Source organism: Mycoplasma sp. 327, assembly GCF_053851655.1.
Genome location: NZ_JBSQBA010000002.1, coordinates 1 through 14,444, shown reverse-complemented (window position 1 = coordinate 14,444; position 14,444 = coordinate 1). Strand labels below are relative to the sequence as shown.

Annotated in this window: 4 protein-coding genes; 2 read left to right on the top strand and 2 right to left on the bottom strand. The window is 27.4% G+C overall.

The window, feature by feature from the left end:
- Positions 1 to 16 precede the first annotated feature (16 nt).
- Positions 17 to 1,711, bottom strand: a complete 1,695-nt coding sequence (uvrC, locus tag ACWXVS_RS00555) for an excinuclease ABC subunit UvrC (protein WP_455994528.1) — start codon at positions 1,709 to 1,711, stop codon at positions 17 to 19.
- Between the two features lie 3 nt (positions 1,712 to 1,714).
- Entirely contained in the window at positions 1,715 to 2,629 is a 915-nt protein-coding gene (locus ACWXVS_RS00550; protein ID WP_438340751.1) for a gamma-glutamylcyclotransferase, read from the bottom strand.
- 196 nt (positions 2,630 to 2,825) lie between these two features.
- On the opposite strand from ACWXVS_RS00550, the gene ACWXVS_RS00545 reads away from it, so the two are divergent.
- Both ACWXVS_RS00545 and ACWXVS_RS00540 read left to right on the top strand, forming a co-directional pair.
- Positions 2,826 to 13,694, top strand: a complete 10,869-nt coding sequence (locus ACWXVS_RS00545) for a hypothetical protein (RefSeq protein WP_455994526.1) — start codon at positions 2,826 to 2,828, stop codon at positions 13,692 to 13,694.
- A gap of 228 nt (positions 13,695 to 13,922) precedes the next feature.
- Positions 13,923 to 14,045 carry a hypothetical protein gene (locus ACWXVS_RS00540; protein ID WP_438340749.1) on the top strand — a complete coding sequence of 41 codons (123 nt, stop codon included), beginning with the start codon at positions 13,923 to 13,925 and terminating at the stop codon, positions 14,043 to 14,045.
- The last annotated feature ends 399 nt before the right edge of the window (positions 14,046 to 14,444 follow it).

Below are 14,444 nucleotides of genomic sequence, written 5' to 3'. Positions count from 1 at the left end.
TTTAAAATTCCTACTTTTAGATTTTTATTTTCTTAATTTCACTAGCGATTTTTGTATTAATAATTTTAGATAATTCTAAAATATCTGCGTCAATTATTGCCCGATATGAGCCAAACTTTTCCAATAATTTTTGTTCTATCTTAGGCCCAACACCTTTTATTTTTGTTAAGAAACTATCTGTAATTATTTTATTGTGTCTTTTATTATAAACGGCCTTAGCACTCTTATCGACATCATATTGAATTTGCGATAAAAAATTAAACACCTTAGCATCTGAAATTTTAATTTCTACGCCACTATCATTAATTAATCTTGCAAACTCGTGGTGATTATTTTTTACAAGTCCGAAAATAGGCACATTTTTATGAAATTTTTTCAAGGCCTTAATTGCGGCATTAATTTGAATCTCACCGCCATCAACAAAAATCAAATTAATATCTTCAGCAATTGAATGGTCACAAAAAAACTTACTAATATTTTGATACATATAATGGTAATCAGAATTAGCATCTTCATTTTTGCAAAGTATATAAGAACGATTAAATTTCTTAACATTAATTCCATCAACAAAAATCATCCCTCTACCAACGACTTCTTTAGTTGCTGATTGAAACGAATTATCGAATATTGCAAACCTTGAACAATCAATATTTAATATATTTTTTAAAGATTGGAGAATATCATTGGTTTTTGTTTTATCTTTTATTTTCTTTATTTTATTGCTTAAATCATTCTTAGCATTAGCATTAGCTAAATCAAGTAATTTAGAATTTATACTATAATTCTTTTTAATAATCGAATTTCTAATTTCTTTATTAAAAGGCTGATTTTTATATTTATCATCAATAATTATTTGATCAGGAATAAGGTTGTTTTTATAAAAATTTTCTATAAATTCAAATACCAATTCTTCTTCATTTTTTTCAAAACAAAATTGAAAGTCTTGGCGATTATTTAACAATGAATAACGATATTGTAAAATAGAAGCAAACAAAATATTATCATATAAATATACGCCCCATACATCAATAGATTTTTTTGTCTTTAATCTAATGTTTTGGATATTATTCTTTTCGTTTATAAAATCAAGAATTTTTTTAAGTTCTTCCGCCCTTCTAAAATCAAGTTGTAAGGAGGCGCTTCTAATTTTACTAATTAATTCTTGTTTAAATTCCTTATTAAATTTTATTATTTCCTTTGCTTTTGTGAATCTTTTATCTACCTCTACCGGAGTCATTTTTTTAATAATTAATCCTTCTTGCGTTTTTAATAAATGGACTAAATATTTAATTAATAGGCGTGTTTTTTCGCCATCTACAACCGGACCATAATAAATAATATCATCACGTTTTTTATATTCATTTTTAAGTTGTATATCAATACTATTGGCTTTTTTTATAATACAAATATAAGGATAATTATTATGAGAAGGGAGCATTACATTATATTTAGGTTTATATCTATTAATACTAGCTCGTTCAAACATCAAGGCTTCCGATTCCTTATCAAAAACGGTTGTATCAAAAGAAGCAATATGTTTTAACATTGCACTAGTTTTAAATGAATTATGAACATTTTTGTCAAAATATTGTGACATCCGTGATTTTAGGTTTTTGGCTTTGCCTACATAAATAACATTGCCATCTTTATCTTTTCAAAAATAAACACCAGGTTTTGTTGAAACGTCTTTAATTAATTCTTTATCAATCATTAGCTATTTCATATTTTCTTCAAGAGTATGAATAATAATATCTAATCTTCTAAATGGATCGATATCAAAATCATTAAGGGTTATTTCATAGGCAATATCTTCAAATACACCAAACTTAGGTTTTTCGATTGTTTTATCTAACTTTAAATTAATGTACTTAATTGGCTTTTTATCTAATAAGAAATCAATATTAAATTTATAAAGTGGTTTAATATCTTTAATAATTTCTACCCCTTCAATTTTATTTTCTATAGCATGATAATAAAAAATACTATTTAATGAATTTTTTCTACCAAACGAAATTAATAAAGCATATTTTTTATCATGAATTTTAATACCTAAAACTGCATAAGGGTCAACCAAATAATTTTTAAATTTTTGGTCATCCAATATTAACGCAACATACGGATGCGAAAGATGAATTATTTTTTCAAATTCTTCATCGGAAATTTCATACAAAATAGCATTATCAACCAACGGAAATAATTCTGTTTGTTGTTCTAACGTGATAAAAGCTTTTAAATTTTGCTCATTTTCATTAGGTGAGGTTGAAAATCCCATGTCATCGGTTGCTAGATAATATTTACCAAATTCTAATTTAGTGTACACATATACATTTTCAATAATTTCGTTTGTATCAGTGGCGATAACATTGGCTTGAAATCTTTGATATTGCGGAAACATTTCTCATCTATCAATCATAAATAATTCATCCTTTGTTATTTCAAAAAGAGTGCCTTTAACTTGATGGGCAATATCTTTTTTTAATAAAAAATATGCAGTTTCATCAACACACTTAGCATAGCCATTTAATAAAGCGGGTCTTCTTACGCAATCAGGCGACAATAAATTTTTATAGAACAATTCATCTTGAATAGTTCCATATGAAAATAAATAAATTTTGTTGTCTTTTTCCATTTTTACTCCTTAAACATAAACCAATTTTAGGTAGATATTATTAATTATATTTAATATTATTTTTTTAAGCCCATTTTAGTTTGTAATATTTAAAAATTTCCTAATTTTGAGCCTCTTTCTTTTTTTTTTTTTTTTTTTATCTAAAATATTAAATTAATATAAAAAACTATACAAAAAATATTTTATTGAGGTGTTTATGAAAAAAACAAATAGAAGAAAAAAAGTTGTAGCCGGAATAATAACTGGTGTTTCAATTGGGGCAACAATTGGAACAGGCTATGTTCTTTTAAATGAAACAATAAAATGAAATCACACAATGGCAAAATTACAAGCATTAATAAAAAAGATGAATGAGTGGAAGAAACAAAATGAAATTGATAAAAAAACATATACTCGCGATCTTTATGCAACCTTTGAAAAAGAACTAAATGAGCTAGACCAATTATTAAATATAAAAGACATCAAAAAAGTAGATGAAATATTAACTAAATTACAATCATCTAAAATTAATTTCAAGAATTATAAAAGTCAATATGATAATCTTGAATTACTTAATGGTGAAGCAATTTCTGAAAAATCGTCATTTAGTGATCTTCTTGCAAACTATGAATCTAAGTACAATAATAAACCTTTTGCTACCAAATATATAACTATTTACAATCAAGAAAAAACAAATTTGGAAAATCAATACAATAATGCAACCAATGAAGATGGACTTGCAAAAGTAAAAGCCAAAGCTATTGAATTAAAAAACAATCTCCAAGTGTTGTTTAACCTGACAGATGAAATTTTAAATGCAAAAAACATTGATTCAAAATTTCCTTCTGATATCAAAAATAAAGGTATATTTGAAAAAGCAATCAAAGAAGCTGAAAAAATTCTTAATAATCCAAATGCAACCCTAGAGGAAAGACAAAAAGCACTAAATTCTTTACATGAAAAAATTTCAGAATTCCAAAAAACTCTATCATTAGAAAAACAAAACCTAATAAAGCAAATTAATGACTTAGTAAAAGATGCCGAAAATTATAAGAACACAACCCTCGATTATGACAAATATAAAAATTTAGCCAAAAAATTAGACGCTGAAATAACCAACATAAAAAATAAAATGAGCAAAGATAATGAAATTGCTACACTAAGAGATATTCTAGAAAAGGCTAAACCACTAAAAAGTGATGCACAGCAAATTAAAGAAGCTATTGACGGTTTAACCCAAGAATTACCTTCTTCACAAAAATTATTAAAAGAAATCGAATCAGCTAGTGATTTATTTAGTTCTCAAAAAATTGAGGACGAATTAAAAGATGCAATAAATGTAGGTAATGAAGCTCTAAAAAAACTTGACAAAAATAGTATTACAGAAGCTTTGGCTAATCTAAACAACAAATCAGAACAAGCAAGTGATTTAATTGCAAAACAAAAAGACAAATTAATTAGTGAAATAACTGGCTTAATTGAAAAAGGACATCAACAATTAGATAAAATTAAATCTTCTGATGAATATGAAAATAATAGAGACCAAATTAGCGATGCCATTGAAAATGCACAACGAAACAATAATGCTAATACTTTGTTAGGCGATCTAGTTACAAATAAAAATATGCTTGATAGTTTATTAACAAAAACTAAAAAGCAAGTCGCAAGAGATAATCTGACCAGAGAAATTGCTATCGCAAAACAAAATCTTAAATATACCAAAGAAAATAATATTATTAGTTCGACTAATGAATTTGAAAAATTCATACAAGATGCTGAAAAAACGCTAGAAACATTAGATAATGAACAAAAATCCGTAGATGAAATTGAGGTTGAATATAACAACGGTGCTAAAACTTTAAAGGATAGCTACCTTCAAAAATCTAAGGAAGCATCTATAAGCACAATAGTTGAAGCTAAAAAACTTAACACTGAACTAGAACAAGAAAAATTTAAGGACAAGGGAACTTATCATGTTTCTAAAAAGGATCTACAATCAAGAATAGATTCGGCCGAAGAAACAAATAGCAATGCTAACTCAAATAGTTACAATGTTCTTGAAAAACTTAACGAGCTAAATAAAGCAATTAAAGAGGCTAAAAGATTCCGTGATGCTGATGAAAATGAACGCAAGAAAATAATTGAAGAAATTATCGAATTAAAAAAAGACATTATTAGCAAAAAGAATGAACTAATTGGTGCTCAAAATGGGCTAAAAAATGAAAATTCCGAAAAATATAAGACATTAATCAAGGAATTAGACAAAGTTTTAGAAGATTATAATACTAACATTGAGCCAAATGTTAGCGATTTTGGTGTCGCGAGATTAGATGATGTTAAAGTTAATCTAAAAAAAATAGTTGATAAAATACCTAAAGAAAAAGAAGAAATCAATAAAAAATTTAGCGAATTAAATACTAAATTGGATGAATTAGTTAAAAAAGCAAATGACTTTGTATCGCAAATGCCAACTGATGAATATAATCCTGAAAAACAAGATCTAAAAGATTTAATAACCAAAACCGAAGATCCAACCAATAGGGATGCTATTGATGAATTAAAACAATTAGTTGAAGATTTTAAGGATAAAAATCGAAAAGCGGAAACAAAAATTATCCAAATTAATTCTAATAAAGATGAAGAAATCGAAAAAATTAATAACAAGATTGCTGAAATAACCGATTTTGCTAATGCAAATAAAGATGAATATCCTCAAATAACAACCCCATTATTAGAATCGCTAAAATTAGTCAAAGACAATAATTATCCAAGTTATAACAATACTATCCAAGAATTACAACAAAAATTATCTAATATCACAAGCGCACTAGATAATGCAAAACAACTGCTTTCAAATACGCAAAATAAAGAACAGCTTTCATTATCAACCAACCAACTTGAGGCTATAAAAGATAGCATCAAAAGTAATGATGACGAAATGATGCAACTAAAGCACAACTTAGATGTTGAAATCCAAAAAGCACGTGAAATAATCGCAAAAGAACAAACGGATAAATATACTCAAGAAAAACAAACTATTGATAATCTAAAGCAAAGCGCAGAACAACAAATTATTGATTTTGAACAAAAATTAGCAGAAGCAAAAAGTAGATTTAACCAGGCTAAAGAAAGTGCTAATAGCGTTCTAGAACAAGCAAAAAGTGATCCTAATAGCGCTAACTATGCTGACATCATTACTAAAATCAAAGAAAAGATTAGTCAAAATGATGTTATTGATGAAAACGGTCCTTTAAAAAATATTGATGCTGCAACAGCTGAACTTAATGGTTTAGCAAGTTTTTATAATACAGAAAAAGAAAAAGCTGATGCTATTACACAAGCTGCTCTTGACAAACTAAATCAAGAAATCGAAAATGCTGAACAAATTAAAAACACAATGGAGCAAGAACCAGATTTAGATACACAAAAGGCAGTGTTAGAAAAAGCAATTGAAGTTGCTAGAACTTCACATACACAAAATCCGAAGTTAACTAATAACGCTATAAAACAAGCTCAAGATACACTAAAGCAAGCAGAGGATGTAGCAAATGATGCCATCAATAAAGCAAATAAACAAAAAGATGGTATCAGAACAAATATTGCTCAAAAAGAAGTTGAAATTCAAAATTATATTAACGATATTTTAATGAAACCTGAATACGAAGCTATTAAAAATGATCTAGATGCCTTTTTAAAATCTTATGAGGCAAATGATAAAAATCTTCTAGGGCAAAAAACTAGACAGCAACTAGATGATTTAGTAACGCAAATGAATATGCATCTTGATTCTGCTAAACAAAAGAAAGACGAAAAAGATGCAGAAATAAGAGCTAAAAATAAGCAAGCTCTAGCAGAAGCAAAAGAAACATTAACAAATGTTTCAAATTCAATAACAAGCAAAGATCCAAAAATGATTGATTTAAGAAACGAACTTAACCAAGCAATCAGCGAATCAGAAGCAATCATTACAAATGAAGAATCAAATAAATACGTTAGTCAAAAAGAAAAACTAGAAAACCTAAGTAAAAAAGCAGAAACCACAAAAACAGAATTTGCTAAGGAATTACAAAACACCAAAGCAGCTCATGCGCAAAAAATTCTTGACGTAAGAAATAAAATCTCACAACTTCAAGCAGATGAAAATGCTGCTAATTTAAATAATGTTATTCAAGAATTGCAACAAGCAATTGCGGATAATCAAACAATCGATGATAATCTACCACTATCAGAAATTAATAATAAAAAAGATCAATTACAAAAAGCAATAGAAACTGCAGAAAACAAAAAAAATGCTGAGGCACAAAAAACTAGCGAGCATTTAGCACAACTACAAAAAGCAATAACAGATGTTAGTGCTACAAAAGACTCAATGACTTCTGAGCCATTATTAAGTAGTGCCCAAACTAACTTAGAGCAAGCAATCGCAATAGCACAAACAGCAAAAAATCAAACTCCAAAATTAGCAAATAACGAAATCAATGAAGCTAAAAAAACATTACTACAAGCAGAAAATATTGCCAAACAAGAAATTAAAAAGATAAATGATCAAAAAGACCAAATTAAAAATCAAATTAATCAAAAAGAAACAGAAATTCGTGATTATATAAATACCGATTTAGCAGGAAATGATTTTGCAAATATAAAAAGCGAATTAGAAAAACACTTAAATGATTATGTAAATAATGAAAAAAATAGCTTATCAAATAAAACAAAACAACAACTTACCGATTTACTATCTAAATTAGATTCACAACTACAAGACATTAAGAATAAAAAACAACAAAAAGACTTAGAAATTAGAGAACAAAATAAGCAAAAGCTAACAAAAATAAAAGAAACCCTTAAAAGTGTTGGTAATAGCATCACAAGTCATGATCCTGAAATGACAAAACTAAAACAAGACATTAATACAGCTGTCACTGAGACTGAGGGCATAATTAGCAAAAACGAATTTAATAAATATATATCGCAAATTTCAAAAATCGAAAGTTTAAAAACTGAAGCAGATAAAAAGATAAGTGACTTTACTAAAAAATTAAATACCGAAAGAGACGCATATAGACAAAAGCTACAAGAAGCCAATAATAAAGTATCTGAATTACAAAATGATGCAAACTCAGCAAATCTAAATACTGTAATTCAAAATTTGCAAAACACAATAAATCAAAATAACAATGCCCAAGACAGAGACCCAATTTCATCATTTACTACTAAAAAGGATAATTTAGACCAAGCAATAAAAACAGCTGAAAGAGAAAAAGCTGTTGCAAATCAGAAAACTGAAGCAAATTTAGCAAAATTAGGAAATACAATTAATGCATCAAAAACTACGCTAACTTCAATGAATTCTGAACCTTTATTATCGGATACCAAAAATAAATTAAGTGAAGCAATAAAAACAGCTGAGGGTATAAAAAATCACACACCTAAAAAACTAGCTGATAAAGATATAGAAAATGCAAATAAAACCTTATTAAAAGCAAAAACAGCAGCAGAACAAGCTATAACAAACATAAATAGCCAAAAAGCCTCAATCAAGATGCAAATAAACCAAAAAGCCAAGGAAATTGAGGATTACAAAAATAACCTAAATGGAAATCAATATGATGATATTAAAAATAAATTAACTACAGAATTAGATAATTTCAATAGAAATAATAAGAATAATCTTGGTTCTAAAACAAAAGCTGAATTAGATAAAATATTAGAGGATCTAAATAAAAAATTATCCGATGCTAAGGTGGACAAAGCTAAAAAAGATAATGACATAAATGCTCTTAATAAGCAAGAATTATCAACCACAAAAGATAATTTAAAGACATTTGTCGATTCAATAACAAGCAATGATAAGGAAATGTCAGACCTTAAGAAAAAAATAAACGATGCAATTAAGGAAGCTGAAAGTATAATTTCCCAAGACCAAACAGATAAATTTGTTGAACAAAAGAAAAAACTTGATGATTTAAAAGAAAAATCTGAAAAAGAAAAAACATCATTTGATGCCAAAGTAAAACGAGCAAAAGATGCCTATGACCAAAAACTAAGAGAAGCTAACGAGAAATTAAAAAATCTAAGAAGCGACCCAAATGTAGCAAACCTAACTGATGTAATTAATGCTTTGCAACAACAAATTAACAATAATCAAAACGCTAATATTAATGATGCAATTCAAGATATTAACAACAAAAAAGATTCTCTACAACACGCAATGCAAAATGCAGATCAAGCCAAGACTCAGGCAGATCAAAAGACACAAGCAGCTTTAAATAAATTAAATGATGCAATAACTGCCGCAAATAAAACAAAAGATATGATGGCAAATGAATCTGCACTAAATAGTGCTAAGGATACATTAAGTGAAGCTATAAGAGTTGCTCAACAAGCAAAAGATAATAATCAAAAATTAGCCGATACTCAAATAGAAAGTGCAATTCAAACATTAACTCAGGCTGATAATGTGGCAAAAGAAGCTCTCAAAAATATAAATACTGAAAAAACAACTTTAATAAATCAAATTTCTCAAAAAATAGATGAAGTTTCAAACTTTTCAAATACATTAAAAAACCATCCTGAATACAAAGAAATCAAAGATAAATTAGATACAACTCATAATAAATACAAAGATAAAAATGCGTTAAATTCAAAATCTAAAAATGAACTTGAAAATATATCAAAGGAATTGAATGATGCACTAACTGAAGCACAACAAAATAAAAATAAAAAAGATAATGATATCAAAGAAGCTAATAAACAATCACTTGCACAAGCAAGAGATACATTGCAAAATATTTCAAATTCAATTACTAGTCATGATAATGAAATGACAACACTTAAAACAAAACTTGATGATGCAATAAAAGAAACAAAAACAATTCTTGATAATAATCAAGCAAGTAATTATGTTACTCAAAAACAAAAATTAGAAGATCTAAAAACTGAAGCTGAACAAAAGAAGAAGCAATTTGAAGCTAAATTGCAACGCGCAAAAACTGAGCATAATAAAAAAGTTAAAGAAGCAGAAGCTAAAATAAGCCAATTAAATCAAGACAAGAACTCTGCAAACTTAACTAATGTAATTAAAAAATTACAATCAGTTATTGATAACAATAAAAGCATTAACGATAATGACAGCATTGTAAATATAGACAATAAAACAGAAACATTGCAAAATGCTATTCAAACTGCCGAAACAGAAAAAACCACTGCAAATCAAAAAACCAATAACGAACTTGCTGAGTTTGAAAAAACAATTCAAAAGGCTGATGCAACTAAAACCGCGATGGATAATGAGCCAGAATTAAATAGTCAAAAACAAACCTTGCAACAAGCAATTAATACAGCTAATGGTATTAAAAATGCAAGTAAAAATGCAACTGATGTTCAAATAAAAGAAGCTAATAAGGTACTTGCTGATGCTGAAAAAGTTGCAAAAGCTGCACTTGATAATATCAATGTTCAAAAATCAAAATTGATAAGTGAAATTCAGACAAACGCTAATAATGTTCAACAATATATAACCCAAAATTTATCTAATAATAGTGATTATAATCAAATTAAGACTGAATTAGAACGAGTTTTAAATGATTATAATAAGAATGATAAAGCAAATATTAATTCTAAAACAAAACGCGATTTAGAACAACTTAAGTCAAAACTTCATGATGCACTTGAAAAAGCCAAAAGTGATAAAACTCAAAAAGATACCCAGATTGTAGCAAGAAATAGACAAAATCTAATAAATGCTAAAAATCAAATAAATGGCGTTGTAACGCGCATTATTACTCATGACCCTGAAATGGTTGCACTTAAAAAACGCTTAAATGAGGCTATTAAAGAGGCAGAAAGAATTATTAATACTAATGATCAAAGTAAATATATTCAGCAAAAACAAGTAATTGATAACTTAAAAAATGAAGCAAACCGCGCAATAAATGATTTTAATAATAGACTTCATGCTGTGCAAGCTCAACATGACCAAAAACTCAGGGATGCACAAACAAAATTAAATTCATTAAAACAAGATCCAAACAACGCAAATTTAGCTACCATAATTAGTCAATTGCAACAAATAATTAAAACAAATAAATCCAAAGCAGTTACTGACCCAATTAAAAGCATTTCAGATAAGGCTAATGCCTTAGAGCAAGCAACAACAAATGCCGAGACACAAAGGGCGGCCGCAAATAAGAAGACTGATGCTGAAATTGCTAAATTAGAAGCGACTCTTGCCAAAGCAAATGCTACAAAAACAGAAATGGCTAAGGAACCAGCATTAAGTAATTCAACAACTGCACTTACAAATGCGATTAGTTCAGCACAACCAGCAGCTAATAAAACTACTAAGCTGACTGATGCCAAAATTATTGATGCTAATAAAAAATTAACGGCAGCTGAGGATGTTGCCAAAAAAGCTCTTGATGCTATTAATACCCAAAAACAAACATTAAGAACTCAAGTGGAACAAAAAGCAGATGCAATTAACACTTATATAACTTCAAACCTAAATAAAAAAGAATACAACACAATTAAGAAAGAACTACAAAATATTCTTAATACATACAATTCGCAAAATAAACCTCATCTAGCAGCAAAGACAAAAGCTCAATTAGAAGAAATATCTAGAAATCTAGAAAATGAATTAAATAAAGCTAAACAAAAGAAAACAAAACAAGATAGCGATACAAGCATTGCTAATAAGAAAAAGGAGATTAATAAATTAATTGACCAAATTCCTTATCCTCAACCAAATTCAAATGAAGCAACCCAAGCTAAAAATGCTCTAAAAAGTGCTGTTAATAAATTAAATGATATGCAAAGCTTAAACCAAAAACAAACTGAAATAACTAATTTTAGTCGCTATATGCAAACAAAGAAAGATCAATTAAATGCAAATGGCGGAAATCTGAAATATTCACAAAATAACGCACAAGCAGTTCAAAAAATAAAACAAAAGCTAAATTCAGCACAAAATATAGGCCAAGCTAACAACGCGTTGCCTGATGGTTGAGCAAATAAGATTGGGACATACAAAAATGTAATTAATAGTTCATTTGATAACGGGGCAGATAAAAATAATTTAATAACAAGATTAAACCAAACTGTTCCTACAACAATAACTGGTAATAACATTTATAATGAAAATAACCTAAAAGATGAAATAATACAAAACTATAAACGTCTTTCAAAAGTCAAAATTGGCACTTTAAGCAATATTCCTCAAAATGAAAAAAATAATATAACGAGAAATATCGATAACATACAAGTTCCTAGTGATCATACAAATTTATCTAAAACCATCAATGACATTAAGTCGCTTGTGACAAATGCTACAAGACAAAACTTCAACTTATTTATTGATAAATTAGCATATCCAGAAAATACATCGCAATTAAGAATTGATTCATTAAATACAAAAGAAAAAATTAAGCAAGCTCTAACATCTAAAATTGATTATTCAAACAAAAATTCTGTGGAAGCGACTCTAAATACGCTAAAAACAAATATTGGCACATTAAAAAATGAAATAGATGACATTAAACCAGAAGCAAAGAAAAGTGAATTCTTAACAGAATTTTCTAAGACTGATCACAATAATATTTCAACACTATTACAAAATGTTAGAAAATATAAACAGGATTATGAAGACAAAAAGCGTTTAGCTCAACAAGCAATTTCACAAATTTCCGACCCAAAAGAAAAGAAAAAACTGCAAGATAGACTAAATAACTCAACAAATAGTATTAAACACCTTGAAACTATTAAAACTGATGCCGAAAAACAAAGGGATAAAGAAATAAAACAAAAAGCTGAAATTCAAGCTAAAAAACAAGAATTAATCAAACAAATTAACAATTTACCTAATTCTCCTGATAAAAAGAATCTTTTAGATAAGGTAGAATTATCAAAAACTGAACCAGAATTTTCGGCTATCAAATCAGAAATTAAAATTATTTCTAGAAAAATAGAATTAAGAAAAGAGGCTGACAAATTAGCACTATTTGATTTGTCTAATAATAGAGGTGGATTACCTAGTGAATTTAGACCCGAAGCTAGCGAAGCGACAAAATATAATCTAAAAGATCTTTATAAGCTGATAGCTAACGCTTCATCTAATGATGAGCTAAATACAATAAATACTAAAATAATGCAGCAAAAAAATGCAGAGTTAGATGATTTAAAGAAGACCAGATTAGAATCACATGGCATTGATGATAGAGGAAATAGTGCTATGAAATTATCATTAAATCAATCATTGTCTATTGCTCCAAATAACAAGGCAATGGATGCTTCTGGAACATTAACTGAACAGTACACTAAAGAATATTATGCTTTGGTTTCAGAAATCAAATCTGCTGATACAATCGAAAAATATAAATCTATAAAAATTAAGGTAGAAAAATTCATAGCTAAATATGAATCTAAAGAAAGTAAAAAATGATTGCCATTCTTTAAAAAAAGAGTTGATTCAAATTACAAAAAACACCCGGCCGATGCGGGTCCATATAATGTTACAATTCCTCAAAGTTCATGAACATATATAATATACGAATTTGAAAAACAGGATATTGATAGAATACATGCTATCAAGGTAGAAAATCAAGCGTTATTTGATGTCTACTACAAATATAGAAGAAATGCTAAATTAAATTATGAGTTTCTAAAATTAATAGCTAGAGTAAAAGATGCTGGAATAGTTGACGATTCGACACGATATAGTCTAGAGCAATTAAAAACTAATTTTGAAGGTGTTATAAATGCAGAAGATAAGAGTAAAATTATTTTAGAATCAAATAAACAATTATTCGGTACATACAATGTTTCTGAATGATGAAAAAAAACGTCACAAATTAATTTCTTAAACTGATGAGCAAAAAAAATAGCCAATGCTCCAGAAAGTTTGATTAGCCAAGAAGAAAAATATGAATTGCTAGATAAAATAGCTTTAAATACAGACTCAACAGATAAAGCATTTTTAGAAGAATGGAAAAAATTCAAAGATAGATTCTACAGTAGTAGTCTAATTGGCCCTGGTGAATTAGATAACGATGGCTATCCAAAAAATGCTAAACCTTATATTTGAAGATAAAAAATATCAAAGTAATGTAGAAATTTTTATGTATATTCTCTTGTATAAATATTTTAAATCTTAAACTTTTACTGGTTTTTATAACTAAAATAAAATAAGGGGAAAATGCTGATTTATTAAAAAAATCAGCATTTTTTACTTTTTTTGACCTCAAATATATAATAATTTAGTTATAAATACACTAAAGAAAATAAGGTAGAAATTATACTAAAAGTCCAAAAAGTTCAAATGCCTAAAAATGTCAAAATCATTAGAAAAGATGATAATAAATATGTATATTATGTTGCAGGAACCGAATATAAAAAAATAAAAAATATAATATCAACAAGAGAGTTAATATTGGTAAAATAGATTTAAAAAAATGACAATTTTTTAGTATCAAATGATAAGTATTTTTAATTTTCCCGGCGCAAAAATAACAATAATATAAGATGATAAAAAATATCATCCGTTGTTCCTATCGGGCAATATTTGGCAATAACTAATTTTTTTAAAGATTTATATAGATGAACATTTGGAAAATATTTTTAACACAAAAAGCGAATTAATAAAGGCATTGGCATCTCATTATATTGATTAAGAATTTACGGTTTCACAATTATTTAAAAAGTGGGCATATAAAAATTTTTCTGGTTTATTTTTAATTCCTTCAAACTCAATGATATCAATGCTTTTGCATAAAAATATAACAACAGAAAAAATACTTGAATTTAATTATAGATGATCAAAACAATTAAGAACATATTTAGA